Genomic DNA, 26,797 nt, shown 5'->3' on the forward strand with positions numbered 1-26,797 from the left:
TAAAAATTTGGAGCATATAATGAATTTATGCGTAATACCAGCTCGTGGTGGAAGTAAAAGAATCCCTAAAAAAAATATAAAATCTTTTTGTGGTAAGCCTCTTATTGCTTACTCAATACAAACTGCAATTAATTCTAAACTTTTTGATAAAGTCGTTGTTTCTACAGATAGTGAAGAGATAGCTAAAGTTGCTAAAAAACAGGGTGCAGAAATTTTGTATCGGCCAAAAGAGTTAGCAAATGATTATGCTAGAAGTGATGAAGTATTTACTCACGCAATAAACGAACTTAATAAAGAGAATAAATATCAATATGCTTGTATGATTTACGCAACTGCTCCATTTTTACAGATAGAATATTTAAAAAAGGGTTTTGAAAAATTAAAAAATAGTGATGCTTGTTATTCATTTAGTGCCACCTCTTTTGAATATCCTATTTGGAGAAGTTTTAAAATTAAAGAGGATAAATGTGAAATGTTTTGGCCAGAAAATTATCCTAAAAGAAGTCAAGATTTAGAAGAAGCTTATCATGATGCAGGGCAGTTTTATTGGAAAAAGATAGATTGTAAAAGTAATGAAATATTGTTTTCTAAAAACTCTATTCCTATTATAATTCCAAGATATTTAGTGCAAGATATCGACACAATGGAAGATTTTATCCGAGCTGAAAATATGTATAAAGCTGTTTGTGATGCGAATATTTAGAGTTGATTATTCAAGTGAGATAGGTTATGGACATCTTAAAAGAAGTTTAGTTTATGCTAAAAATTTTAAAGATGTTGTTTATATCTCAAAAGCAACAAAGAATTTAACACCTTATAAATTTTATCATATTAAAAATGAAGAAGAATTTTTTAATTTTGTGAAAAGATTGTTTCCAAAAGAAGTTATTGTAGACAATTACAATTTTACAATTGAGTATCAAAAAAAGTTTAAAAAAGTATTTCCAAATATAAAACTTGCTATTTTTGATGATACTTATAAAGAGTGTTTTTGTGATAAAATAATTAATCACAATTTAGGTGTGAATAAGTATAAATATAACAATCCAAATATTGTGAAAATAATACCTCCTTTGATAGATGAAAAGTTTATTAAATTAAAAAACAGACGATTTAAAAAAGAAGGAATTTTTATAAGTTTTGGTGGAACTGATGCAAATGGTATTGGAATAAAGGTTCTAAAACTTTTAAAAGATAAAAAAATTAATTTTTATACTACAAGTGCAAATAAAAATTTAAAAAAATTAAAAATATTTTCAAAATTACACAAAAATATAAAACTTTTTATAGATAAAGATGTTGCAATGGGTATGGCAAAAAGTGAATTTGGTATAATTACTCCAAGTGTGATAAGTTACGAAGCGTTGTATTTAAAATTGCCGTTTATTGCAATTCAAGTTGCCGACAATCAAAAAGAAATAGCAAAATATTTAAGAAAAAAGAGAATAAAAGTATTAAAACAATCTAAAATAAGAGAATTAATAAAGGAAGATAAATGAAAAAAATTTTATTTTCAGGTGCTGGTGGTTCTATTTTCCCTTATATGTTTGAAGCATTGGAAAAAAAATATGAAGTATATGTAATGGATGCTGACGAAAAAGTTAAATATATGTATCCAAATAAAAGAGTATACATAGTTCCTAAAGTTAATGATGTAAATTTCGAAAATAAAATTAGTAAAATAATTTTAGATAATAATATAGATTTTTATGTGCCACTTATTGATGAAGAAATAATTAAAGCTATTAAAATCGCAAGAAAATTAGGTATAAAAGTTTTATCTCCTTCTGAAAATTTTGTAAAGTTATGTTTAAATAAATATCATTTAATGAAGGTTTTAGCTGAAAAAGATATATCAACTATTAAAACTAGATGTATGCATTTATATAAAGATGAGTTTAATTATCCTATATTTCTAAAGCCAAATATTGGTAGAGGAAGTAGAGGAATAAGAAAAATAAATAATAAAGCAGAAAAAGAAGCTTACTTCATTTTAGAACAATATAAAAAGAATGAAGTGCTTGCTCAGCCTTATATAGAAGGGGACGAGTATACTGTTAGCGTAACGGTTAATAATTTAAATAAAATTATTTCAATTGTACCTAAATTAGTTTTTATTAAAGAAGGAATAACAAAATATGCTCAGAGTAGAAAAAATGATTTAATTATTGAAAAATGTAAAGAAATTGTAGAAGAATTAAAGCCATATGGTTCATTTAATGTTCAATTGAAACTTATAAACAATGAAATATTTATATTTGAAATAAACCCTAGATTTTCAACTACATTAGTATTAAGCGTAGCAAGTGGGGTTAATGAAATTGATTTGGTAATTCAAAATTATGATAAAAATAATGTTGAATATATAGATAATTTTAATGAAGTAAAGTTAATTAGAAGATGGGAAAATTTATTTTATGAGTAAAACATTAGTTGTTGGAGGGAATGGATATATCGGTAGACATTTAAAAAAAATATTTCCAGAATTTATTTATGTTGGAAGAGAAGAATTTGATTTGAATGATTCTAGTAAATTAAAAAAATTTCTTTCTAAATTAGATATTGATAGATGTATAATTTTGTCAGCAGTTATTAAATATGAAAAAATAGTAAATTTTACTACTGAACCACTGAAAACTAATTTAGTTGGATTAAATAATTTATTATCTCTTTTAGATGATAAAGTTAAAGTTATATATTTTAGTTCAATGACTGTATATGATAAAGGAGCTATTTCTCCAGTAAAAGAAGATTCTAACTTGCTTCCATTACATACATATGGCCTCTCTAAAGTATATGCAGAACAACTTGTAAAATTTTATAATTTTAAATCAATAATTATTCGTATTCCCGGAATATATGGTGGAGATAGAAAAAGTGGGCTTATTTACAATATAATTAAAAATATGAAAAAAAATTTAGATGTAGAAATAAATACTACTAATATAGAATATTGGGAAACTATGCATATTGATGATATGTTAGATATGTTTTCTAAATTATTAAAAAAGTATAAATATAAAACAAAATCTGAAATATATAATATTTCATATGGAGAACCAACGGATATATTAGAAACAGTTTATTTTATTAAAAAAATATTAAATTCCAAATCTAATGTTAATATAAATAAACATTATAAAGATTTTTATTTATCTAATAAGAAAATAGTTTCCTTTATTGGTCCTCCTCTTATGAATTTTAAAGAACGATTAGAAGTATATGTTGAAGAAATAGATAAGAAAAAGGAATATATTTAATGAAATTTGTCGTAGGAGATATACATGGTGAAATTTCAAAACTAAAAAATCTTATATATAATATTTTTGTAATAGATAAATATCCTAATTTTATATTTATTGGTGATTATATAAATAAAGGTGAAAATTCTAAAAAAGTATTAGATTATTTGGTTGAATTTAAAAATGAATTTACAGATACAATTTTTCTGATGGGTAATCATGAATATTATTATATTCAATATGTAAAAAAAGGTATATGTAAAGACAAACTGATAAAGTATGGAGTAGAAACAACATTTAAAGATTTTAATATGAGTTTTGATAATATTAAAGAAAAGCTATATTTACCATATAGGGCTATATTTGATAATTTAAAATTATTTTATGAAACAGATGAATATTTTATTTCTCATGCAGGTATTTCATTGGACAGTGTTGATAAAGATTTTAATATTTTATCAGCAGATAAGTTTTTATTTAATAGATATGAGTTTTTTAATTATAAAAAGAAAATTCATAATAAAATTAGTATATTTGGACATACTGGTTTTAATTATCCTTATTATGATGGTTATAAAATAGGTATTGATACAGCGGCAGTATATACAAAAGAGAACAGATTAACAGCATATTGTTTGGAAGAAAATTTTTTCATTAATCATAAAAATGAAAAATTATATTTAAAAGATATGAAGTTAGATAGAACACCTTGGATAAATAGAAAAGAACCTTATAGAATGGAGAAAAAAAATGAATAAAAAAATATTAATAGTTGCAGCACATCCAGATGATGAAGTTTTGGGCTGTTTTGGTACAGTGGCTAGACTGATTAAAGAAGGTTATGAAGCTTATACTCTTATTTTAGGAGAAGGTAAAACAAGTAGAGATGAAAAAAGAGTTGTAGAGAATAAAAAAGATGAAATTAATATTTTAAATAATGAAATAAGAAAAGCTAATGATATTATAGGAATTAAAAAAGTTTTTTTAGAAATATTTCCAGATAATAGATTTGATAGTGTTGATTTACTTGATATTATTAAAGCTATTTCAAAAGTAAAAGATGAAATTAAACCGGATATAATATTTACACACTATGAAAAAGATTTAAATATAGACCATCAAATAACATATAAAGCAGTAATAACTGCTACAAGACCTGTGGAAAAAGAGTCTGTAAAAGAAATTTACAGTTTTGAAATACTTTCTTCCACTGAATGGAATTATCCTTTATCTTTTTCTCCAGATATTTTCTTTGATATAAGTAATACTATTGATTTAAAAATAAGTGCTATGAAGGAATATAATTCTGAATTATGTCAATATCCTCATCCCAGAAGTTTAGAAGGTATAGAATTAAATGCTAAGTATTGGGGAATGAGAGTAGGGAAAAAAGTGGTTGAAGCATTTAAATGTGTAAGGGCAATAAAATAAATGAAAGAGTTTACAAAATTAAATTATGAAGAAAAATTAATGATTTTAAAGTGGAGAAATCATCCTGAAACTTCTAAATTTATGATAAATGAAAAAATTGAATTAAATGAACATCTTAATTTTATAAATTCTTTAAAAACTAATAAAACTAAAAAATATTTTTTAGTTGATGATATTGGTGTGATTTATTTTATTAACATTACAGATGAAAAAGCAGATATTGGGCTTTATAAAAATCCAAGTAAACAAAAAGTAGGTAGTAAATTGATGAATGAAATTATAAATTATGGATTTAATAAATTAAATCTAAAAAAACTTATATTGTATGTCTATGAAAATAATTTAAAAGCAATAAATTTATATAAAAAATTTAATTTTAAAGAAATAGATACAAAAGATAATCTAATAAAAATGGAGCTAATAAATGAAAATAGGTAATTTTGATACAGAAAAAAAAGTTTTTATAATTGCAGAACTTAGTGCAAATCACGCAGGTGATATAAATATAGCAAAAGAGACTATTAAAAAAGCAAAAGAAGTTGGAGCAGATGCTATTAAACTTCAAACATTTACTGCAGATGAACATACTTTAGATTGTAATAAAAATGATTTTATTATAAAAGGTGGAACACTTTGGGATAATAAAAAATTATTTGATTTATATAATGAAGTACATACTCCATGGGAATGGCATGAAAAATTATTTTCTTATGCAAAAAAAATAGGGATTCAAATTTTTTCTGCTCCAGTTAGTAAAAAGTCTGTAAATTTTTTAGAACAATTTAATCCATCAGCTTACAAAATAGCATCATTTGAAATTACAGATTATGAACTTATTCGTTATACTGCATCAAAACAAAAACCAATAATTATTTCCACTGGAATTGCAACTATTAATGAAATTCAAGATGCAGTAGATATTTGTAAAAAAGAGGGTAATAAAAATATAATTTTACTTAAATGTACTTCTTCTTATCCTGCAGCACTTGAAGAAGCGAATATCAAAACAATTCCAAATATGAAAGAGACTTTTGGAGTAGAAATAGGATTTAGTGACCATACCTTGGGTGTAACTGCCCCGATTGTAGCTGTTAGTTTAGGGGCGAGAGTTATAGAAAAACATTTTATTTTGGATAAAAATTTACCATCGGCTGATAAAGATTTTTCACTTAATCCAACTGAATTTGCCCAAATGGTAAAAGCTGTAAGAGATACTGAAAAACTACTTGGAAAAGTGGATTATTCTATGAATGAAAAAAAGAAAAAAAATAGACAATTTTCTAGAAGTTTATATGTGGTAAAAGATATAAAAAAAGGTGAAAAATTTACAAATGAAAATGTAAAATCTATTCGCCCTGGATTTGGACTTCATCCAAAATATTTACCTGAAATTTTAGGTAAAAAAGCAAATTGTGATATAGCGAGAGGTGAAAGAATGAAATGGGAGTATCTGTGAATTTATTTGAGGATGAATGGGGAGGGGGTATGGCTGTTTGGCTTGCTATTCATATATTTTGAACAAATTCTTTAATTTTTTTAACGGCTATTTTTAATTCTTCGATATTTTTTGTATAAGCAATTCTCACAAAATTATCAGTATTATTTGAGCCAAAATCTATACCAGGAGTAATTGCGATTTGTTTTTTTTCAAGTAATTTTTTACAAAATTCTAAGGAACTCATTTTATATCTACTTATATCACACCATAAATAAAATGCTCCATCTACAGCACTTATATCAAAAATATCTTTTAATTTATCGAATAAAAAGTCTCTTCTTTGTTTGAATATATTTTTTGTTTGTTCTAAATATTCGTAATCAAAAGCTTCTAACGCTGCATATTGAGACAAAGTAGGGGCTGAAATTAGTATGTTTTGAGCTATTATTTCAGTTTGTCTAATTAATTTATCAGGAACAATAATCCAACCAAGTCTAAATCCAGGCATACAAAAAAATTTACTAAATCCATTAATTACTATTGCGTTATCATTAAATTTTAAAGCAGTTGTATATTCTTTGTCATAAACAAGTCCGTGATATAACTCATCTGATATTAGTAGTTTATTGTTTTTTCTACAAAAAGAAGCTAAATTTTTTAGATTTTCATTATCATAAATAGTTCCTGTTGGATTATTTACAGCTGAGATTAATAGTGTATCAAAATCTATATTTTCAAGGTGTTTAGGAGTTATTTGGTAATTTGTACTTTTATCTACATTTATTTTTATAATTTTTTTATTTTCTAATTCTCCAAAATTATCATAACAAGGATAACTTGGGTCAGCTATTGCTATTTTTGTAGCAAAATAGTAAGCCATCAAAAATGCAGTAGATGTTCCAGTGGTTACAATGATTCTATCTGGATTTACATCAACATCATAAAATTTTTTATAGTGAAGTGAGATTTTTTGTCTTAATTCATATAAGCCTTTTGATTCAGTATAAAAAAATTTATTATTTGAAATAGCTTTTTGTGCAGCATCTATAACTTTTGGTGAAGGAAGTATATCAGGTTCGCCTATTTCGAGGTGTATAGCATTTGGATATTTTTGTGCTTCTTTAACTATATCCATTACGATAAAAGGTTTCATTATTAGAACTTAAAAGGAAAAAGAGGATTAAATCCCAGCTTCTTCTCTTCTTTGTAAATAATCCCAATATTCATCAGTATGTTTTTGCCAAGCATCAAGTAAATATTCATTACCTTTTTTGAATAGGTGAGAGAATCTTCCTTGAGCTCCTAAATAGTCTCTTACTGGAATTTTATTTTTAGGTCTATAAGTAATTGTTAATTTTTGTCCATTTTCAATTTCATATAATGGCCATACACAACTATCAGCTGCTAAGTCACTAATTAAAATAGTATCAGATGGGTCAAATTTCCATTCTGTTGTACATGGACTTAAAGTATTGATAAATACAGGTCCTTTTGTATCAAAACCTTTTGCTGCTTTTGTAGCTAAATCTTTCCATTTTGAAGGAAGTGCTGTAGCAACATAAGGACAACCATTATGAGACATAATCATTGTCAAATCTTTTTTCCAATTTTTCTCACCATAACTTTTTCTTCCTCTAGGACTTGTTGTTGTGTGAGCTCCCATAGGAGTTGCAGAACTTCTTTGAGCACCTGTATTCATATAACCTTCGTTATCAAGACATACATACATAAAGTCGTGTCCTCTTTCAGCTGCACCACTTAAAGATTGGAAACCGATATCATAAGTCCCACCATCTCCACCAAATGCTAAAAATTTAGCAGGTTTATCAACAGGAAGAGTTCCTTTGTTTTTTCTTGCTTTATACATAGCTTCTGCACCAGAGATTCCCGCTGCTGCATTTTCAAATCCGATGTGTAACCAACTAACATCCCAAGATGTGTACGGATAAATAGCTGAACAAACTTCTAAACAACCAGTTGCTGTAGAAACTACTATATCATCTTCAGTTGCATTAACTACTTCTCTAACGATAATTGAATGAGCACAACCAGGACAAAGTCTGTGTCCTCCTTGAAATCTATCAGGAGTTGTTGCAAATTCTTTTAAATTTCCTATATTTTTCATATTATTCTCCTACTTTAAAAAATGATAATTCTGGACCTCTAAGGTTGATGAATTTTTGAAGTGGAGTAACTCTTTTTCCAGCTTCAGCGTTCATTGCTAAGTCTTTGAATACTTCTAAATTGTGTTCAATAGTTGTATCTCTTCCACCAAGTCCATAAATATATCCAGTCATAATTGCATTTTTACCAAATGCATTTAATGCCCCTGCAACTTCATTATGTAAAGCACCAAGTGCTCCCATTGGACAATTTCTATCAAGTGCTGCAACTGCTTTTACATTTTTTAATGTATCAGCCATTTCTTTTATTGGGAAAGGTCTGAAACTTCTTGGACATACAACTCCCGCTTTGATTCCAGCTTTTCTTGCTTCATCAGCAGCAATTTTTGCAGTTTCATAGTTACTTCCCATTGCAACGATAGCAACTTCTGCATCTTCCATATTATGAGTTTCTACAAGTTTATATTCTCTTCCAGTTAATTCTTTAAATTCTGCAAATACTTTTTCTATTACTTTTGGAGAATCCATTAAAGCTTTGTGTTGTCTAGCTTTATGTTCAAAATGCCATTCTTCTTCTGTTTGAGCACCATAAGTTGTTGGATGTTCGAAATCTAACATTGGATTTCTTTGTTTGTAATCTCCAATAAATTTATAGGCAGTTTCATCATCAAGAGGGTAAACAATTTGTGCTGTATGAGATACTAAAAATCCATCTTGGTTAGTTGAGACAGGAAGTCTAACGGCTTCATCTTCTGCAACTTTAAATGCACATAATGTCATATCATAAGCTTCTTGTGGATTATTTGCCATTAAATGAATCCAACCCGCATCTCTACCAAGATATAAATCACCATGGTCTCCATGAATATTAAGTGGAGCAGCTAAAGCTCTGTTCGCAACAGTCATAACGATTGGTAATCTCATACCACTTGCTTGATATAAAACTTCTATCATCAAAGCATAACCTTGAGAAGAAGTTGCAGTTGCAACTCTACCACCAGCTGCACTTGCACCAACACAAGCACTCATTGCTGAATGTTCACTTTCAACCATTACAAATTCACCATCTACATATCCATCAGCTAAATAACTAGCATAATTTTGAACAATTGGAGTTGACGGTGTAATAGGATAAGCTGCTATTACATCTACTTGAGCTTGTCTTAAAGCGTGAGATGCTGCTGTATTTCCATCCCAAACTTCTTTTGTTTTTAATTCATATTTTTCAGCCATTATTTGTCCTTTTTCTCTTTTTTAGGCCAGTTAGCCAATGCTTCATTGTTATCTTCAAATTCTGGGAACATTAAAAGTGATTTAATAGGTGTAGGGCATACTTCTACACATATTCCACAACCTTTACAATGGTCATAATCAATTCCTGTGATTTTTGCTTGTTTTTTCCCTCTTTTGTTTTCTCCAACTTCAACTAAAAAACAACTATCAGGACATGCTACCCAACACATATCACAATCAATACATAAATTTCTATTAAAAACAGGTTTTTCAACTCTCCAATCAGCCACTTTATAAGTCATTGAATGGTCTCTTGAATAGTTTCCTTTTTCATCGAAACTTTTTAAAACTGAACCAATTTCAAATTCATCCCAATTTTCTAATCTTTCTGTAGGTGTTGCCATATTTTATCCTTTTATTTTACTTCTTCCATAGCTCTAGTCATAGCTTTAATGTTTCCATCTATAATTTTTTGAGGGAATTTAGCTAAAATTTGTTTCATTGTATCTAAAAAGCTTTCAGGTGTAACTACATTACTAACTTTAATAAATGCTGCAAGTATTGGAGTATTTGGCATAGCTCTACCAATATCTTCTTGAGAAATTTTAATTGCATCTACTACGAATAAATTTTTGCCTTTTAAATGTGAGGCTTGTGGCATAGCTAATAATTCATCTTTACTCATATGAGTTGTTACTATAAATTTTGTATTTTCATGTGTATCATTTAAGATTTCTGGATTAAATACAAGTGATGGGTCAATCACTAGAATATAATCTGGATTAATATTTTTAGCATGATCATTGATTGGTTCGTCTGAAATTTTATCAAATGCCATCATTGGAGCTCCTCTTTTTTCTGCTCCATAAACTGAATATGATTGAACATATTTATCTTGTTGGCTCATTACTTCTGCTAAAGCCTTTGCACCTGTTACAGCACCTTGTCCTGCACGAGAATGCCATCTTACATATAATTGCATATTTTCTCCTATCTTTTTTTTGGATTTTAACAGATAAATCTGCTAATGTCAAAAAACTTTTTATAAGTTAATATAAGTATATCTTAATTTTCTTTGTAGAAAGTTTAAAGCTTTTAGAAATTTTTAGAAGTAAGAAATAAAAGTTACTTTTTGTAACTTTTATTTGTAGGTGTTACTTAACTAAACCTATTAAGCTTTCACCAGCTTTTAGTTTTTGTCCTATAATTACTTTTATTGTAGTCTCTTTTGAAATATAAACATCGACTTGACTTCCGAATATAATCATTCCATATCTCCCTGATAACTCAATTTTACCAACACTAGCAAAATTTATAATTCTTCTTGTAATAAATCCAGCTATTTGATTTGTAACTACTGACATTTTATCATTTTCAAATAGAGTTCTGTTTTGTTCATTTAATTCACTTGCTTTTTCACTACTTAGTGCTAAAAATTCTCCATGAATATAATTTTTAGCTTTTAAATATCCATCAATTGGACTTCTTTGTATGTGATTATCAAATAGACCTAGTCTAATAGAGATTTTTATCATATTTTTGTTTGTAAAAAAAGGTTCTTTTGTTTCTTTTATTTCTATAATTTCTCCATCAGCAGGAGAGATAATTACATCTTCTCCTTTTTCTTCTGGGACTCTTTCTGGATTTAAGAAAAAGTATAGCATAAAAGCAAAAAGGGAAAAATATCCTATTTGCCAAATAATATCAAATCTAAATAGAAGTGAAATAATAAATATAACACCTGTTACAAAAACAAAAGGATATCCCTCACTTACAATAATTTCAGTTTTTTTCATTTTTTTCTTCTTTGTTTTCAAGTGTTCCAGCTTTAAACTCTTTAATTAATTCTCTTACTCGCTCTCCTGAAATAACTTCTTTTTCTTGTAAATCTTTTACCATATTTTCAATAACAGGAGAATATTCTTTAAGTTTAGATTTAACTTCTTTGTATCGTTCATCTAATAATTTTTTAATATAATTATCTGTTTTTTGAGACATTTCTTCACTATAATCTTTTTGGCTCATTCCACCACCAAGGAATTGATTGTTTTGTTTTTCAAGAACCATAAGTCCTGCTACATCAGTCATTCCATACATTCTAACCATACTTTTTATAATATCCGTAGCTCTTTCTAGATCATTACTTGCACCTGTTGAGATTTCTTTTATAAAAACTTCTTCAGAAGCACGACCACCAAGAAGTGTATCAACTTCAGCCATTAATTCGTGTTTTTGCATTAAATATTTGTTTTCTTCTGGCGTATTTAGTGTATATCCAAGTGCCGCCATTCCTCGTGGAACAACTGAAACTTTTTTCACTTTTTTAGCACCTTCTGTAACTTCTGCAATAAGTGCATGACCACTTTCATGATAGCATACGATTCTTTTTTCTTTTACATCAATTCTTCTACTTTTCTTCTCAAGTCCAGCTATTGCTCGCTCAATTGCTTCTAAAAAGTCAGATTGTTCTATCTCTTTTTTGTTGACTCTTCCAGCTAAAAGTGCTGCTTCATTTACAATATTCGCTAAATCAGCTCCAGCAAGTCCTGCTGTAAGTTTTGCAATATCTTCTAAAGATATATTTTTGGCAAGTTTATAACCTTTGATATGAACTTTTAATATCTCTATTCTTCCTTCATAATCAGGTTTATCAACTAAAACTTGTCTATCAAATCTTCCTGGTCTAAGAAGTGCAGGGTCTAAAACTTCTGGTCTATTTGTAGCTGCTAATACAATTACGGGTACACCACTTTCAAATCCATCCATTTCAGCCAAAAGTTGATTAAGTGTTTGTTCTCTTTCATCATTTCCACCCATCATGCCACCTGCTGCTCTACTTTTACCAATAGCATCAATTTCATCTATAAATATAATAGCAGGTGCTTCTTTTTTGGCTTCTGAAAATAAATCTCTAACTCTACTCGCACCAACTCCTACAAACATTTCAATAAAACTACTTCCACTAACAGCGAAAAATTTTACATTTGCTTCACCAGCTACGGCTTTTGCTAGAAGTGTTTTACCTGTCCCTGGAGGACCTACAAGTAAAACACCTTTTGGAATTTTAGCTCCTAAATCAAGATATCTTTTAGGCTCTTTTAGAAAATCAACTATTTCTTTTACTTCTTCTTTTGCTTCATCATTTCCAGCAACATCATCAAAAGTTACATTTGGTTTTTCACTTGAAATTAGCTTTTTAGCTCCTCCACCAAGTATTCCACCACCCATTGACTTTTGCATTCTATTTGCAAGAAACATCCAAATACCAAAAAATATAGCAATAGGAATAATCCAACCAAAAATTAAATTATTTATCCAAGTTGTGTCTTGAATAGCACCATATGGGATTTTATTTTTATCAAGTAAAGGTATAAGAGTTGTATCTCCATCAACTCTTTGGACAGTTAAAGTAGTTCCATCTTCTGTTTTGGCTTTAATTAAAGTTTTCCCAATTCCTACATAAGTAATTTTATCTGTTTTAATTAAATTTTTTAAATCTGAATAAGAGATAGTTACATTTTTTGTAAATTTACTACCTATTGTAGATGATTCTGCATTTCCCTCGGGAGCTATTACTTTAAATGCTAAAATTACAATAATTGCAAAAATTATAAATGTAATCAAAGGATTTTGATTAAAAAAATTATTTTTATTATTGTTCTGATTGTTATTTGCCATTTATATCCTTTCTAAAATTAGAGTTACCCATTCATTTTTTTCAATTGTATTTATAACTTTGAATGATTTTGAGTATTTATTTATTACTTTTTCTTTGTATTTATCAATAATTCCTGAAAGAATTAATCTATTTTTTGCAGTTTTTTCTATGTCTTTATAAATAAATATTAAAACATCTGTTATAATATTTGCAACTACTAAATCATACTTTTTATTTGTTTTATTTGCACTTCCTACCCATATATTATTGTATTTAGCATTGTTTAATTCATAATTTTCTTTTGCTGACTTAACTGCAAGTGGGTCCGTATCGCAAGCATCTACTACCCCGCCGAGTTTATTAGCTACAATTCCCAAAATTCCACTTCCACAGCCAATATCTAAAACTGAGCAGTTTTCTTTTACTTCTTGTTTTAGGGCTTTTACACAAGTAGAAGTTGTTTCGTGATGACCACTTCCAAAAGCAAGGGCCGGATTGATTACAATATTTATTTTATCTTCTTTTGGAGAATGCCAAGCTGGATGAATATAAAATTCATCTATTTCAACTGGTTTAACTGAATTTTGATAGTTTGCAATCCAATCTTGATTTTCTTTTGTTTTAACTTTTATATCCAAAGTTATTTTTGTATTAAAGATTTGTTCTAAAGAATGAACATAAATCTTTAATGATTTAATAAGTTTATCAAAATTTTTTTCACTTCGTAAAATAAGAGAATTATTAAGTTCTTCTATTCCATTATTAAAATTATCAAGCAAAAAACTCTCTATTTCATCTTTAAAAGATGATGGAGTTATGGTTAACTCATAGTAATTATTCTTCATTTTTACCTAAAACTCCTTCAAGTTTTTCTTTTAAAACTTGTGGTGTAAAAGGTTTGACAATATAGTTGTTAACGCCAGCTTTAAGGGCAATAATAACCTCTTTTTTACCACCTTCTGTTGTCACCATAATAATTGGTACTGTTTTATATTTGTCTTGGCCTCTAACTTTTTTAACAAATTCAAGTCCATTCATATTTGGCATATTCCAGTCAGTAATTATAACTCCAACATCTGGATTTTCTTGTAAAGTATCCCATGCTTCTTGACCATCAGCTCCTTGAACCACATCTTTATATCCAAGTCTTGATAATGTATTAACTATAATTCTTCTCATTGTTGAGCTATCATCTACCACTAAAATTTTCATTTATTCTCCTTACTTACTTTAAATACTTCTTTTAAATTTATTGTGCCTTCATAGAAAGCTTTACCAATAATTGTACCATAAATTTCATTTTTTATTAAGAGTTTTATATCGTTTATATCTTTTACTCCTCCACTTGCTATTACAGGAAGTTTTGAGGCTTTTCTTATTTCTTTTATAAATTCTATGTTTACACCGCTTAAAGTCCCATCTTTACTGATATCTGTAGCAATTATTGCTTCAACTCCTGCATTTGCAAATTCTCGTGCTAAATCAGTTGCTTTCATTTTACTAACTTCTGCCCAACCTTCAACAGCTACATATCCATCTTTAGCATCAATTCCTACTGCTATTGGATATTTACTCGCCATTTCTTTTACAAATGTAGGATTTTTAACTGCAATACTTCCTAATATTATTCTATCAACTCCTAAATCTAAATACATTTTGATAGTTTCTTCATCTCTGATTCCACCACCAAGTTCCATCTTTAAGTCGGTATTTTCTCTAATCTTTTTAATTTGTTCTAAATTTGCTGGTTCTCCTGCAAAAGCTCCATTTAAATCAACGACATGAAGCCATTTACTTCCAAGCTCTTCAAATTTTTTAGCAACTTGCCATGGCTCGTTACTATAAATTTTTGCACTATCCATAAGACCTTTTGTAAGTCTAACTGCTTTTCCATCTTTTAAATCAATTGCAGGTAATATAACCATTATTCTTCTCCTAATTTTTGTAAAAATTCTTTTAAATCATTTAATATTGGATGGTCAAAATTCCAAATATTTTTTTCTTTCATTGCATATTCAAAAATACAATATGTAGACTTTTGTCCTTTATGTTTACTAGATATACATGTATCATACATAATATAGTTATTAATCCAAAATTTGTTAAAAATTTTATCTGATACCTCTATCTCTTGTTGAGCTAAACAATCTTTCCACGAAAGTAAGCAGTCTGCATAAGTAGCATCTTTTGTTTTAATAGTTTTTAAAATATCTTCAAGTTCACCTTTATCATCTATATTTAAAATATAAGAGGTGAATTCAATATCTATATTATTTTTTTTTCCAAAAACTAAATTTATTTTTTTTTCTATTTCTATTTTTCTTTTGGCTATACCAACAGTATCTGCATCAAAAATAATACCAACTTTATTTATAGACTCTTTTTGTACTCTAGTACGAACAAATTTTAACTTTTGTTCTAGTTTATTTATACCATCTAAACATTCATACTCATTAATAGAACATATTGGCTGACCAACTTCTAATTGTAAATTCATATGATTTAAAAGAGCTTCAATAAAAAACTTATCACCTTCACTTTCAACAATTAAAAGATTATTCACCTCGAATCCTCTCATTATTAGATAAGCCATATTCTAATTGTTCACTATCAATTTGAGTCATAAATATATTATTTGTTTGTATATTTTTTGCCATTTCAAAATAATAGGTATTATTATCTTTTAACTTTAGTTGTACTCTATTAAATGATTCTATACATTCTTTTGAATGAGTTGTAGCGAAGACTTGCACATTTTGCTCTTTTGAAATGCTTAGGATGATTTCCCATAGTTTATCTAAATTACTATAGTGAATACCATTGTCTATTTCATCTATAAAAAGATAAGAGTTTCTACAAATAAAAAGTGAAAGAAGTATAGAAATATATTTATAGAGCCCGTCACCTAACTCATGTATATCAATAAAAGTTGAGTTATTGATAAAATTACATTTTGGCTCAGAATTTATAATTCTAAAACTTTTAATATTTGGGTCAATATTTTTGAGTAATTTATCAATATTTTTTTCCATTTCATTTTCAATAATTTTTCCGTAAGATTCTTCCAATTTATCATTAGTTATTGGATTATTTCCTAAGAAATATTTAGTTAAATTTATTTTATCTCTAACATTTAAATCATTTTTATTATACTCAAAATTTAGATTTTTAATGTTAGAATTTATATGTAAGCCATTAAACTGTACTATTCTTGCTTCAATTACTTTAGATATATAATGTGTTCCTTTTTCTAATAATAAATCTTGTAAAATGACTTGATTATATCTATTAAAAATAATATCACTTAATGCCATTGATGGATTATTATTAGATTTATAAGAATAAACATTCACATAAATTGCTTCCATAAAAGCTGTTTTTCCTACATTGTTTTTCCCACCAATAAGATTAACTAGACCAAAACCATCTGCTTTGAAATCTTTAAAACATTTAAAATTTTTAATTTCTATATTTTTAATAAAATGCTCACTCATTGGTTTTTCCTTTTATAAATTTACAAAATTTTTTAAAATTTTCAGTCCATTATTATGGCTTTTTTCAGGGTGTGGTTGGAACCCATAAATGTTATCTTTATTTACAGCACTTACAAATTTATAATCATAATCAGTATATCCAATCACATATTTATCATCACAAACTGCGTGAAGAGAATGTACAAAATATAAGTATGGATTTTCTAATCCTTCAAAAATTTTATTTTCTTTATTAAACATTTTATTCCAACCCATATGTGGTACTTTTAAAGTTGTTTTAAAATAATCAACTTCACCTTCAATTAAATTTAATCCTTTTGCTTCTCCAAATTCTTGTGATTTTTCAAATAAAAGTTGCATACCAAGGCAAATTCCTAGCATATATTTGCCACTTTTAGCAAAATCTAAAATAGCCTCTTTCATACCAGTTTCATTTAGATGTTCCATCGCATCGCCAAAAGCTCCAACACCAGGTAAAATAATTTTGTCAAAAGTTTTTACATCATCTGGATTTTGAATTACTTTTGCATTTGCATCAATTTTTTTTAAAGCATTTACAACACTTGCTAAATTTCCCATATTATAATCAATAATTCCTATCATTTTTCACATTTCTCCTCTATAATATCAGCTTGTGAAACTGATTTGATGTAGTAAGCAAGTCCAAAAATAAGAAATGTAACCGCTCCTATTAAAATACTTGCATAAATAATTTTATCTGGTGAAGTTAAGGCAAATTTAAATACTAACATTAAACTTTCAATTCCTAAGGCAATAATAATACTTCCTAAAAACTTTACCATAGTTTTATGAATTTGACTTGGATGCTCGTGTTCTTTTTTCTCTAAAACTTCTTCTTCAAAAATAGTTTTTACCAAATCAAAAATCGCAAGAGATAATGTTAATAAAATTGTCGAATTAAACATTTTTTTTGCATTATTACCAAAAAAATCAGTAATATGAAAAAAACTTGCTATTCCATTTGTAAATAAAATAAAAGCAATAGCAAACAAGGCTACTGAAAAACATGCATATATAGTTTGAGAAAAATTCATAAAAAATTTGGTTTGGTTTGTAGTTTGTATAGCTTTAAATAGATGTTCAAGTGTTAAGTCGATTACTATAATAAATTGAAGTTCATTTTTATCATTATAAATAGGCATTGATGCTGAAACTACAAGTTCCCCATTTAAACTAGAAGGATAAGGGTCTGTTAAGATACACTTTTTTTCTTTTACTGCTCTATAAAAAAATCCTCTATCATTTCGATTTATATTTTTACCTACTATATACTCTTCTGTTTTAGAAATATTATTTATTATTTGAGTTCCAGTGGCATCTAAAATATAAGCAGCGTCAATTTCCGGAACTTCATTTATTACTTTTTCTAAATTTTTTTCTAAAATATCTGCTGTAATTTCTGGCATTTTATTTGGAATATGTCTATGAAGCAAATAACAAAGGTATGTTCTGGCTGGTTTTCTAATACTATTAAATTTAGTTAAAATATTAAGCATTGCTAATCTCCTTTGTTATAAATTTCCTAAAAATTTTCGTATATGATTTTTTATCTTCTAATTTTTGGCTCATTTGATTTAAAATAGAATAATAATCACTTTTTAAAAGATTACCTTTTAATAATTCATATTTAAGCCAAAGCCAATAAGTATTTAGAGTATCACTTTCGCAATATTCTTCTATTTTTTGATGTTCTTCATCAAAGTAAAATTTATAAACTTCATCTCCATGCACATCATATTTACCAGGAAGGCCTGCCATTTGAGAAACAACATCAAGCTTAAGTCCTCTAGCTGCTCCAAAGTTTCCCAAAACTTCCATCAAATCAATATGGAAGTTTTCGCTATATCTACTTCTATAATTTTCCCATTTATTTGTATTATCAAAATATGCTGGTATTGAAATATTATATTTTAAAGCCCTTATCATAAGCATAGGCAAATCAAAGTTTCTGCCATTAAAACTAATAAGTTTTGGTTTTTTTGTGTTTATAAAATTTAAAAAATCATTAATTAATTCTTCTTCAGAGTTTCCTTTGAATGAACCAACTTTAATAAAATTTCCAAAATCATCACCAATTACAGCACTTATTGATACTACTTGATGAAATGGAAGTGGAAGAAATGAAGAACCTGTTTTTTCTTCTTGTGCAAAAAATGCTTCTTCACAGATTAAAATTTTATCCTCTTGAGTAATTTCAAAATTTTGCTTAACAAGTTCAATATCCGGCACAGTTTCACAATCAAATATACAAACCAAAATTTGCCTTTTTAATGAAATTATACCAAAAATATTTTAATAATTTTTAGCTTCTTTTAAAGCTTCAATTAATTCATCAATATTTTCATATGGTATGTGAGCTTTCCAATCTATATCGTTACCATTTAGGCTAATTGCGATACTCACTACTGGTTTTGAATTTTCTCCATAAGGTTCTTCAATCTTATTAACTTTTATTACACCATCTTTTGTATTTGCTAATGTAAACTTTTTAATTTCTTTTGCTGTTTTCATCTGTTCTCCTTTAAATATTTAATAAACTTATCGACCTCTTTTTGTAAATACTTTAGATCTTTTGAATTATCTATAACATAAGTTGCTTTTTGTTTTTTTTCTTCAATTGGAAGTTGAAAATTTATTAGTTTTTGTGCTTCTTCTTGTGAAATATTATTTCTTTGTATAAGTCTTTGTAATTGAACTTCATAAGGAGTATAAACAACAACTATATTTTTAAATTCATTATAATTTTTAGTTTCAAAATATAAAGGAATATCCAAAAAATATGGAATATTATATTTTTCTAGCTCATTTGATTTTTCTAAAATATTTTCTTTTATTTTAGGATGTAAAAATTGTTCAAGTTTTCTTTTTTTATTTTCATCATTAAAAACTATTTTTCCAAGCTCTTTTCTTTCATTTGTGCCAAACATTTTTTCAATTTCATTTGAATATTTTTTTAGTATTTCGTGAGCTACCTCGTCGGCATTAATTACAGAATATCCATACAATTTAAGCAAACTAGCTACGGTTGATTTTCCCGTAGCTATACTTCCTGTAAGAATTATTGCGTTCATTAAATTTTAATACTTGGTAAAATTTGTTTAAATATTTTTGTTGGATAATTAAATGCAGAAATATGCATATCTGTGTTGTAATATTCAGTATGTTCTATAAAGTCAGATTTATTTCTAACTATATCAGCTTGAGCTTGATATTTTTTGCTTGAAAATAGAATTGTTTTTATTTCATAATTTTCATCAAAAAACCAATAAGGTTGATTGATATACATAAGTTTTCCAGCCTCTTTAAATGTTTTTGTATCAGTTAAACTAACGCATGGTTGAACAGCTATTCCTTTTTCTGTCAAACTTCTATTCATATAAACACTACTAATTTCTTTAGTTGAAATTATAATATCAAATTCATTTTCACTCTCAGCCAAACCACTTTCATCGCTAGTTTCAGTAACTTTTATATTTTTGTGATAACTAAGCTCTTTTCTTATATCATCATTTGGGTTAATTAGGCATACATTTAAATCAATTTTATCATGTGAACACATTGGAACTTGAACTAACATTTCATTATAAATCATTATTTTCCTTTTTTCTAAAATTTTTATTTATAATAGCAAAAAAAATTAAATTTTGTGATAAAATTATATCGAAATTTAAAAAAGAGAGTTTTTCTCTTATTTTAAATTAAAAAATAAAGGAGATAATTATGAGTTTTGAATTAGATATTACAAAAAAATGTGGATGTTTTAAAAAAAGTGGTGTTGAATTTCCTAAAAGTTTTGAAACTAAAAAAGAAGTATTAAAAGAAGCAAAAGAATTAACAGAAGAATTTAATGAAACTTTTTGTCATAAACATGAGTTTTCAGTAGAAGAAGATGGTGATAAAGTTATTATTAAAGTAGTTGAGGCTTAATGCTTGTCCATTTATGTTGTGCAGTTGATGCGGGGTATTTTCTCAAAAAATTAAAAGAGGATTTCCCTGCTGAAACGATAGTGGGATTTTTTTATGACCCAAATATTCAGCCATACAATGAATACCTTTTAAGAATGCGAGATACCAAAAGAACTTGTAAAAAGCTTGGTATTGAAATGATTGAGGGGAATTATAATTATGAGTATTGGCTAAAAAGAGTATCTGGATATGAAAATGAACCAGAAAAGGGAGTTAGATGCAGTATCTGTTTTGATGTAAGTTTGGAAGAGAGTGCAAAAGTAGCTAAAAAATTTGGTCATAAAAAAATCTCAACTTCTCTTCTTATGTCTCCTATGAAATCACACGAGCAGTTGGCAAATGTGGGAAAAATGATAAAAAGAGTTTATGATATTGATTTTATAGTTAAAGAGTATGCAAAGGGTGGAGGTCATCAAAAACAGCAAGAAATGGCAAAAGAGAATCAAGTTTATAGACAAAATTATTGTGGATGTGTTTTTGGACTTTTACCTCAAAGGGCCGAAAAAGGTGAAAACAGACCAGATGAATTATATTCACCTATTACAAATCAAATTTTACCAGCGAGTATTGAAGAAAGATTAAAATTTTATGAAAAAAGAGATAAATTAGAAGAGCAAAATATAAAATTTAAAATAGTAAAAGAAAATTTTTTAAATTATAGATTATTAAGTGGAAAAGTTACTGTTAAAAAAGAAACTATTCCAAGTTATATTCTATTTTATTCATATTTAGAAAGGAAAAATGGCGGTAGAATTGAATTTACTCACAATGGTGTTTATCATTTGAATAGAATGCAAATTAAATTTATTACTTTAAAAAAATTTAATGAATTATTGAATAAAGAGTATAAAAATATTTATGAAATTTATAAAAATCCACCTACAATTGAAGAAGAAATTCAAATTAGAGAAAAACTAATAGAAATAAAATATAATTTAACGCCTTTAATTGTTTTAGAAAAAGTTCCACTTGATAAAAGAATAGATGTCGAAATAGACTCAAAAGTCTATCCTGACAATAAAGAAGTTATAAAAATTTAAATATTTATTTTATAAATTGATAACTTCATTTTTTTTTACTTTAAAATAATTTCTTAAAGTCATACAAATTAGCATAAATTTTGATAAAATTAGATTAAAAAATTAAAAGGAAAATTATGTTTGATGTTGTACAAATTCAAAAAATGTTGCCACATAGATATCCATTTTTATTAGTTGATAGAGTTACAAATATGAAAGAGGGTGAAAATATAGAAGCATATTTAAATATTTCTATTACAAATCAAGTATTTCAAGGACATTTTCCAAACCATCCAATTTATCCAGGTGTTTTGATTATTGAAGGATTAGCTCAAGCTGGTGGGGTTTTGGCTTTTCAATCAGTTCCAAAAGAAGAAGTAGAAGATAAAGTAGTATATTTTATGAGTATTGATAAAGCTAAATTTAGAAATCCAGTAAGACCAGGAGATAGATTAGTTTATAAATTATCAGTAATTAAACAAAGAGGTAAAATTTGGCAACTTGATGCAAAAGCTTATGTTGATGAAAATATTGTAGCTGAAGCTGAGCTTAAAGCTATGATAATGGATAAATAATGATTCATCAAACAGCAATTATCGAAGATGGAGCCAAAATTGGTGAAAATGTTGAGATTGGAGCATATGCTTATATTGGTAAAAATGTAACAATAGGTGATAATACAAAAATATCTCACCATGCAACTATTGAAGGCGTTACAACTATTGGAAAAGGTAATGAAATTTATCCTTATGCGACAGTTGGAACAGCTCCACAAGATTTAAAATATAATAAAGAAGATACTGAACTTATCATTGGAGATAATAATAAAATTAGAGAATTTACACTAATTAATACAGGAACAATTCAAGATAATGGTAAAACTATAATTGGTAGTAATAATTTGTTTATGGGGTATGTTCACATTGCTCATGATTGTATTATTGGTAATAATTGTATATTTGCAAATGCTGCAACTTTGGCTGGACATGTACATGTTGATGATGGTGCTGTAGTTGGTGGAATGACTCCTATTCATCAGTTTGTACATATTGGAGCACTTGCTATGATAGCAGGGGCTAGTGCGGTTAGTCAAGATGTCCCTCCTTTTTGTATGGTTGAAGGTAATCGTGCAAAATTAAGAGGTCTTAATTTAACTGGGCTAAGAAGAAAATTTGATAATAAAAATGATATCGATGAGGTTAAAAAAGTTTATAAAGAACTTTTTGAAAGTGGGAAACCTTTAAAAGAGAATGCTAAAAATTTACTTGAAAATAGTAAAAATCAATATGTAATAAAATTATTAGAATTTGTAGTAAATTCAAAAAGAGGAATAGCTTATGATAGAAAAATGTGATTTTTGTGGTGCGATTGAAACGGAAGATAATCCACTACTTGAAGGCGAAAAAGCCAAAATTTGTAAAAATTGTGTGATTAGTGCATATAAAATTGTAATGGGTGCTGTTGATGAAGTTGTAGAACATGATGTAAATTTACTTGCTCCAAAAGAATTAAAAGCAAAACTTGATGAATATGTAATTGGTCAAGATAGGGCTAAAAAAATAATTTCGGTTGCAGTTTATAATCATTATAAAAGATTATTTAAACAAGATGTAGTTGAAGATGATGATACAGAACTTCAAAAATCAAATATTTTAGTAATTGGACCAACAGGAAGTGGAAAAACTTTAATTGCTCAAACATTAGCTAAATTTTTAGATGTTCCTTTGGCAATAGCTGATGCAACTTCTTTAACAGAAGCTGGATATGTTGGTGAAGATGTAGAAAATGTACTCTTGAAACTTCTTCAAGCTGCTGATTTTGATGTCCAAAGAGCTGAAAAGGGAATTATATTTTTAGATGAAATTGATAAAATTTCAAGACTTGGAGAAAATAGAAGTATTACAAGAGATGTTTCAGGTGAAGGAGTTCAACAAGCACTTCTAAAAATTGTAGAAGGTGCTGTGGTAAATGTGCCTCCTCATGGTGGTAGAAAACACCCAGGTGCTGAATTTATTCAGGTAGATACAAGTAAAATTTTGTTTATTGCTGGTGGTGCTTTTGATGGTTTAGAAGGAATTATCAAAAAGAAATTAAAAAGTAATGTAATTGGTTTTGGGAATGAAAAAAAAGGCGAAATGAGCGAAGATAATATCTTAGAATTAGTGGAACCTGATGATCTGATTAAATATGGATTAATTCCAGAATTAATAGGAAGATTTCCAGTGCTTTCTACTCAAAAAGAGCTTACAAAAGATGATTTAATTAAAATCTTGACAGAACCTAAAAATGCACTTATAAAACAGTATAAAAAATTATTTGCTATTGATGAGGTAAAACTTACATTTGAAAAAGAGGCTTTAGAAGCAATAGCCAAGTTGGCACTTGAGAGAAAAACAGGAGCAAGAGGGCTTAGAGCAATTATAGAAGAGGCTATGGTTGATATTATGTTTGATTTACCAGAACTTAGCGGATATGAGGTTGTTATTACAAAAGATGTGATTTTAAATAAATCTGAACCAGTTTTAATTAAACAAATAAAAGGAAAATAATGGCAAATATTTTTGACAAAATTATAGGGATATTTTCAAGTGATTTAGCAATTGATTTAGGGACTGCAAATACTATTGTTTCTATAAAAGGGAAAGGAATAGCTATAAATGAGCCAAGTGTAGTGGCTCTTAAAACTACTCATAATGGTAAAAAGAAAATTTTAGCAGTTGGGAAAGAAGCCAAAGAAATGGTAGGAAAAACTCCTGAAAACATTACTGCTATTCGTCCAATGAAAGATGGAGTTATTGCAGATTTTGATGTTACACAAGAGATGATAAAATATTTTATTAAAAAAGTTCATAATAGAAGTACTTTTATTTCTCCAAGAATTATTATTTGTGTTCCTTATGGACTTACACAAGTGGAAAGAAAAGCTGTTAAAGAATCAGCCCTGAGTGCTGGTTCAAGAGAAGTATATCTTATAGAAGAACCTATGGCAGCAGCTATTGGAGCAGAACTTAATACTCAAGAAGCACAAGGAAATTTGGTAATTGATATTGGTGGTGGGACAACTGAAATAGGTGTTATTTCATTAGGTGGTTTAGTTGTGTCTAAATCAATTAGAGTTGCAGGTGATAAGTTTGATAAATCAATAGTTGATTATATAAATAAAACTTATTCTCTTCAAATTGGTGAAAGAGGCGCAGAAGAGATAAAAATGGAAATTGGAAGTGCATCTAAACTTGATGAAGAGCTGAAAATGTTTATCAAAGGAAAAGATAGAATTACAGGACTTTTAAATACAATAGAAATTTCAAGTGAAGATGTAAGAGAAGCTATAAAAGAGCCTGTTAAAGAAATAGGTGAAGCATTAAAACAAGTTTTAGAAGAAACACCAGCAGATTTAGCAGGTGATATTGTGGAAAATGGAGTTATTTTAACTGGTGGTGGAGCACTTCTTAGAGGACTTGATAAATATCTAAGAGACTTAGTGAAACTTCCAGTATATGTTGCAGAAGACCCACTTTTAGCAGTTGCAAGAGGAACTGGTAAAGCGTTGGAAAATATAGAAATACTTTCATCTGCCCTAAATGAATAAAAAAATTTTCTATACTATTATAGCTATTATTATAGCTATTTCTTTTTATTTAAAAAGTGAAATTAAAGAATCTGTTTTATTTAGTTTTAATTTTATCAAAGAAGAGATAATATCTTCTTATGATATTGTTAAATTTGAATTAAGTTCCTATTTTAATCAAGTGAAACAGATTCAAACTCTTACAAAAAACAATAAAATGTATAGAGATTATATAGAATCAATTTATCCAATTATTTCAAATTATAAAAAATTAAAAAATTTTCAAATAGTAAATAATCCCAAAATAGTTTTTGCCGAGACTATTTCTTATGCAAATCTTCCAGATATAACATCTATTTATGTGAATTACAGCGATAAAAAATTATCTCATCCAAAGGGAATTATTTACAATAAAGAAGTAGCTGGAATCGTAACTAAATCTTATAATAGTTACTCTTTAGCTTTACTTAATACAAATCCAAACACAAGTTATACTGTTTTTATTGGAAAAGATAAAATTCCAGGAATTGCTTTTGGTGGGGAAGAGTTAATTGTAAAATATATTCCAAATTATAAAAAAATAAATATTGGGGATTTAGTAGTTACAAGTGGATTAGATAGAATTTTTTATGAAGGTGTAAAAGTAGGGAAAATAACTTCTATAATACAAAGAAAATTGTATCAAGAAGCTATAATCAAACCTTTTTACAATCCATATTATCCCACTTTTTTTTATGTAGTTAATAATTAATTAAAAATTGTAATTATAACTTGCTAAATAAGTATTGCTATGAGCAGTTCCTGATGTATCCCCATCAAATTTAGTATAAGAATACTCAACTTTAACATTTGATTTTTTATCTATTTTATAACTTTCACTAATTTTTGCTCCTGCTTTTTGTACACCTGTTAGATTATTTACTATAAATCCACCATTAGCTACATCAAATACTCTTTTACCAATCCATCCACTAAGTTTAGTTGTAAAAGCACCTTTGTAATTTGATAAACTAAGTTCAATTGATGTGTAATTTGATTTTAAATTGTTTTTATCTTTATTGCTTGTTGGATGAATATAATCAACTTTTGCCCCAGCATAAAAACTTCCTGTTTTAGAATAATAGTTACCAAAATTAATTCCAGCTTTTGGAGAAATTTGACAAATTTTTGGAGAAGTTGAAAGATTGGAATAATCACTATAATATAGATTTACTCCTGCATTATATTTTAGTGTTTGATAATATAAAATTCCAGCTAAATAGATATTTGCTTTATCTGTAAGTTCATCATCACTTGAAATATGATGCATACCTACTTTATAATCTAAATTGTATCCTTGATAATAGTGAAAAATTCCTGTAAAATCATTTTGATTTAGAGTAGGTGTAGTATCTTTGTATTTTATTCTTGTATGTTCTGCGTCTAATTCTACTTTATAAGGTGATTCAAAAGCAGATAAATATACTCCACCTACATGCCCATTATCTTTTGTTGTGTCTCCTGAATAATTAATTGCACCTGCATATGGCAATACAGAATAATATGTTTGTGCCATTACTAAACTACCTAATCCAACCAATCCTACTAATACCAATTTTTTCATT

At 27.5% G+C, this 26,797-nt stretch carries 34 protein-coding genes; 15 read left to right on the forward strand and 19 right to left on the reverse strand.

Annotated elements, in window-relative coordinates; translation table 11 throughout:
• The first annotated feature begins 19 nt into the window (after window positions 1–19).
• Genes pseF through pseI form a run of 8 tightly spaced genes read left to right on the forward strand, consistent with a single transcriptional unit; the run spans window position 20 to window position 6,129 of the window.
• Window positions 20–703, forward strand: coding sequence for a pseudaminic acid cytidylyltransferase (gene pseF, locus ACZ5OA_RS00835; protein WP_464907639.1), 684 nt, complete (start codon window positions 20–22; stop codon window positions 701–703).
• Window positions 690–1,499 (forward strand): UDP-2,4-diacetamido-2,4,6-trideoxy-beta-L-altropyranose hydrolase, encoded by an 810-nt coding sequence (locus tag ACZ5OA_RS00840; RefSeq protein ID WP_464907640.1) that lies wholly within the window; start codon window positions 690–692, stop codon window positions 1,497–1,499. The genes pseF and ACZ5OA_RS00840 overlap by 14 nt, the downstream gene beginning before the upstream one ends.
• Entirely contained in the window at window positions 1,496–2,425 is a 930-nt protein-coding gene (locus ACZ5OA_RS00845; protein ID WP_464907641.1) for an ATP-grasp domain-containing protein, read from the forward strand. Before ACZ5OA_RS00840 ends, ACZ5OA_RS00845 begins: the two co-directional genes overlap by 4 nt.
• The gene (locus ACZ5OA_RS00850) at window positions 2,418–3,260 is read left to right on the forward strand and encodes an NAD-dependent epimerase/dehydratase family protein (protein ID WP_464907642.1); all 843 of its coding nucleotides are present in this window, start codon (window positions 2,418–2,420) and stop codon (window positions 3,258–3,260) included. The genes ACZ5OA_RS00845 and ACZ5OA_RS00850 overlap by 8 nt, the downstream gene beginning before the upstream one ends.
• Window positions 3,260–4,000, forward strand: coding sequence for a metallophosphoesterase family protein (locus ACZ5OA_RS00855; RefSeq protein ID WP_464907643.1), 741 nt, complete (start codon window positions 3,260–3,262; stop codon window positions 3,998–4,000). The genes ACZ5OA_RS00850 and ACZ5OA_RS00855 overlap by 1 nt, the downstream gene beginning before the upstream one ends.
• A complete protein-coding gene (locus ACZ5OA_RS00860) occupies window positions 3,993–4,673 on the forward strand; it encodes a PIG-L deacetylase family protein (protein WP_464907644.1) in 681 nt (226 codons plus the stop codon). The genes ACZ5OA_RS00855 and ACZ5OA_RS00860 overlap by 8 nt, the downstream gene beginning before the upstream one ends.
• Window positions 4,674–5,111 carry a UDP-4-amino-4,6-dideoxy-N-acetyl-beta-L-altrosamine N-acetyltransferase gene (pseH, locus tag ACZ5OA_RS00865; protein ID WP_464907645.1) on the forward strand — a complete coding sequence of 146 codons (438 nt, stop codon included), beginning with the start codon at window positions 4,674–4,676 and terminating at the stop codon, window positions 5,109–5,111.
• Window positions 5,098–6,129, forward strand: a complete 1,032-nt coding sequence (pseI, locus tag ACZ5OA_RS00870; protein ID WP_464907646.1) for a pseudaminic acid synthase — start codon at window positions 5,098–5,100, stop codon at window positions 6,127–6,129. The genes pseH and pseI overlap by 14 nt, the downstream gene beginning before the upstream one ends.
• A 49-nt stretch (window positions 6,130–6,178) precedes the next feature.
• On the opposite strand, the gene ACZ5OA_RS00875 is transcribed toward pseI, so the two are convergent.
• The 18 genes from ACZ5OA_RS00875 to ACZ5OA_RS00960 form a co-directional block, all read right to left on the reverse strand.
• Complete coding sequence (locus tag ACZ5OA_RS00875; RefSeq protein ID WP_464907647.1) at window positions 6,179–7,264, reverse strand: pyridoxal phosphate-dependent aminotransferase; 1,086 nt, start codon at window positions 7,262–7,264, stop codon at window positions 6,179–6,181.
• Between the two features lie 27 nt (window positions 7,265–7,291).
• The gene (locus ACZ5OA_RS00880) at window positions 7,292–8,236 is read right to left on the reverse strand and encodes a thiamine pyrophosphate-dependent enzyme (protein WP_464907648.1); all 945 of its coding nucleotides are present in this window, start codon (window positions 8,234–8,236) and stop codon (window positions 7,292–7,294) included.
• 1 nt (window position 8,237) lies between these two features.
• Window positions 8,238–9,467 (reverse strand): 2-oxoacid:ferredoxin oxidoreductase subunit alpha, encoded by a 1,230-nt coding sequence (locus ACZ5OA_RS00885; RefSeq protein WP_464907649.1) that lies wholly within the window; start codon window positions 9,465–9,467, stop codon window positions 8,238–8,240.
• Window positions 9,467–9,871 (reverse strand): 4Fe-4S dicluster domain-containing protein, encoded by a 405-nt coding sequence (locus tag ACZ5OA_RS00890; protein ID WP_464907650.1) that lies wholly within the window; start codon window positions 9,869–9,871, stop codon window positions 9,467–9,469. Before ACZ5OA_RS00890 ends, ACZ5OA_RS00885 begins: the two co-directional genes overlap by 1 nt.
• Before the next feature lie 11 nt (window positions 9,872–9,882).
• On the reverse strand, window positions 9,883–10,449 hold the full coding sequence (locus ACZ5OA_RS00895) for a pyruvate flavodoxin oxidoreductase subunit gamma (RefSeq protein ID WP_464907651.1): 567 nt from the start codon (window positions 10,447–10,449) through the stop codon (window positions 9,883–9,885).
• A gap of 172 nt (window positions 10,450–10,621) precedes the next feature.
• The gene (locus ACZ5OA_RS00900) at window positions 10,622–11,263 is read right to left on the reverse strand and encodes a phosphatidylserine decarboxylase (protein WP_464907652.1); all 642 of its coding nucleotides are present in this window, start codon (window positions 11,261–11,263) and stop codon (window positions 10,622–10,624) included.
• Entirely contained in the window at window positions 11,250–13,145 is a 1,896-nt protein-coding gene (ftsH, locus tag ACZ5OA_RS00905) for an ATP-dependent zinc metalloprotease FtsH (protein WP_464907653.1), read from the reverse strand. Before ftsH ends, ACZ5OA_RS00900 begins: the two co-directional genes overlap by 14 nt.
• Window positions 13,146–13,970 (reverse strand): 50S ribosomal protein L11 methyltransferase, encoded by an 825-nt coding sequence (locus ACZ5OA_RS00910; RefSeq protein WP_464907654.1) that lies wholly within the window; start codon window positions 13,968–13,970, stop codon window positions 13,146–13,148.
• The gene (locus tag ACZ5OA_RS00915; RefSeq protein ID WP_464907655.1) at window positions 13,960–14,337 is read right to left on the reverse strand and encodes a response regulator; all 378 of its coding nucleotides are present in this window, start codon (window positions 14,335–14,337) and stop codon (window positions 13,960–13,962) included. Before ACZ5OA_RS00915 ends, ACZ5OA_RS00910 begins: the two co-directional genes overlap by 11 nt.
• The gene (hisA, locus tag ACZ5OA_RS00920; RefSeq protein ID WP_464907656.1) at window positions 14,334–15,050 is read right to left on the reverse strand and encodes a 1-(5-phosphoribosyl)-5-[(5-phosphoribosylamino)methylideneamino]imidazole-4-carboxamide isomerase; all 717 of its coding nucleotides are present in this window, start codon (window positions 15,048–15,050) and stop codon (window positions 14,334–14,336) included. The genes ACZ5OA_RS00915 and hisA overlap by 4 nt, the downstream gene beginning before the upstream one ends.
• A complete protein-coding gene (locus ACZ5OA_RS00925) occupies window positions 15,050–15,688 on the reverse strand; it encodes a DUF3226 domain-containing protein (RefSeq protein WP_464907657.1) in 639 nt (212 codons plus the stop codon). The genes hisA and ACZ5OA_RS00925 overlap by 1 nt, the downstream gene beginning before the upstream one ends.
• The gene (locus ACZ5OA_RS00930; protein WP_464907658.1) at window positions 15,681–16,619 is read right to left on the reverse strand and encodes an AAA family ATPase; all 939 of its coding nucleotides are present in this window, start codon (window positions 16,617–16,619) and stop codon (window positions 15,681–15,683) included. Before ACZ5OA_RS00930 ends, ACZ5OA_RS00925 begins: the two co-directional genes overlap by 8 nt.
• Before the next feature lie 12 nt (window positions 16,620–16,631).
• Complete coding sequence (gene hisH, locus ACZ5OA_RS00935; RefSeq protein ID WP_464907659.1) at window positions 16,632–17,222, reverse strand: imidazole glycerol phosphate synthase subunit HisH; 591 nt, start codon at window positions 17,220–17,222, stop codon at window positions 16,632–16,634.
• Window positions 17,219–18,136: a PDC sensor domain-containing protein gene (locus ACZ5OA_RS00940; protein ID WP_464907660.1), complete on the reverse strand. Its 918-nt coding sequence runs from the start codon at window positions 18,134–18,136 to the stop codon at window positions 17,219–17,221. Before ACZ5OA_RS00940 ends, hisH begins: the two co-directional genes overlap by 4 nt.
• Window positions 18,129–18,896, reverse strand: a complete 768-nt coding sequence (locus ACZ5OA_RS00945; RefSeq protein WP_464907661.1) for a 3'-5' exonuclease — start codon at window positions 18,894–18,896, stop codon at window positions 18,129–18,131. Before ACZ5OA_RS00945 ends, ACZ5OA_RS00940 begins: the two co-directional genes overlap by 8 nt.
• 36 nt (window positions 18,897–18,932) lie before the next feature.
• Window positions 18,933–19,151, reverse strand: coding sequence for a hypothetical protein (locus ACZ5OA_RS00950; RefSeq protein WP_464907662.1), 219 nt, complete (start codon window positions 19,149–19,151; stop codon window positions 18,933–18,935).
• Window positions 19,148–19,711, reverse strand: coding sequence for a dephospho-CoA kinase (gene coaE / locus ACZ5OA_RS00955; protein WP_464907663.1), 564 nt, complete (start codon window positions 19,709–19,711; stop codon window positions 19,148–19,150). The genes ACZ5OA_RS00950 and coaE overlap by 4 nt, the downstream gene beginning before the upstream one ends.
• Entirely contained in the window at window positions 19,711–20,232 is a 522-nt protein-coding gene (locus tag ACZ5OA_RS00960) for a class I SAM-dependent methyltransferase (protein WP_464907664.1), read from the reverse strand. Before ACZ5OA_RS00960 ends, coaE begins: the two co-directional genes overlap by 1 nt.
• Before the next feature lie 128 nt (window positions 20,233–20,360).
• Here ACZ5OA_RS00960 and ACZ5OA_RS00965 point away from each other — a divergent pair, with 128 nt between their 5' ends.
• The 7 genes from ACZ5OA_RS00965 to ACZ5OA_RS00995 all read left to right on the forward strand — a co-directional run bounded on the left by ACZ5OA_RS00965 (window position 20,361) and on the right by ACZ5OA_RS00995 (window position 25,944).
• Window positions 20,361–20,567 carry a hypothetical protein gene (locus tag ACZ5OA_RS00965; RefSeq protein WP_464907665.1) on the forward strand — a complete coding sequence of 69 codons (207 nt, stop codon included), beginning with the start codon at window positions 20,361–20,363 and terminating at the stop codon, window positions 20,565–20,567.
• Entirely contained in the window at window positions 20,567–21,646 is a 1,080-nt protein-coding gene (locus tag ACZ5OA_RS00970) for an epoxyqueuosine reductase QueH (RefSeq protein WP_464907666.1), read from the forward strand. The genes ACZ5OA_RS00965 and ACZ5OA_RS00970 overlap by 1 nt, the downstream gene beginning before the upstream one ends.
• Before the next feature lie 116 nt (window positions 21,647–21,762).
• Window positions 21,763–22,200: a 3-hydroxyacyl-ACP dehydratase FabZ gene (gene fabZ / locus ACZ5OA_RS00975; protein ID WP_464907667.1), complete on the forward strand. Its 438-nt coding sequence runs from the start codon at window positions 21,763–21,765 to the stop codon at window positions 22,198–22,200.
• The gene (gene lpxA, locus ACZ5OA_RS00980) at window positions 22,200–22,979 is read left to right on the forward strand and encodes an acyl-ACP--UDP-N-acetylglucosamine O-acyltransferase (protein WP_464907668.1); all 780 of its coding nucleotides are present in this window, start codon (window positions 22,200–22,202) and stop codon (window positions 22,977–22,979) included. The genes fabZ and lpxA overlap by 1 nt, the downstream gene beginning before the upstream one ends.
• Window positions 22,963–24,174 (forward strand): ATP-dependent Clp protease ATP-binding subunit ClpX, encoded by a 1,212-nt coding sequence (clpX, locus tag ACZ5OA_RS00985; protein WP_464907669.1) that lies wholly within the window; start codon window positions 22,963–22,965, stop codon window positions 24,172–24,174. Before lpxA ends, clpX begins: the two co-directional genes overlap by 17 nt.
• Window positions 24,174–25,214 (forward strand): rod shape-determining protein, encoded by a 1,041-nt coding sequence (locus tag ACZ5OA_RS00990; RefSeq protein WP_464907670.1) that lies wholly within the window; start codon window positions 24,174–24,176, stop codon window positions 25,212–25,214. Before clpX ends, ACZ5OA_RS00990 begins: the two co-directional genes overlap by 1 nt.
• The gene (locus ACZ5OA_RS00995; protein ID WP_464907671.1) at window positions 25,207–25,944 is read left to right on the forward strand and encodes a rod shape-determining protein MreC; all 738 of its coding nucleotides are present in this window, start codon (window positions 25,207–25,209) and stop codon (window positions 25,942–25,944) included. The genes ACZ5OA_RS00990 and ACZ5OA_RS00995 overlap by 8 nt, the downstream gene beginning before the upstream one ends.
• Here ACZ5OA_RS00995 and ACZ5OA_RS01000 read toward each other — a convergent pair whose 3' ends face one another.
• Window positions 25,945–26,796, reverse strand: a complete 852-nt coding sequence (locus ACZ5OA_RS01000; RefSeq protein WP_464907672.1) for a hypothetical protein — start codon at window positions 26,794–26,796, stop codon at window positions 25,945–25,947.
• Window position 26,797 lies beyond the last annotated feature (1 nt).

It is taken from the genome of Thioreductor micantisoli, assembly GCF_055392745.1.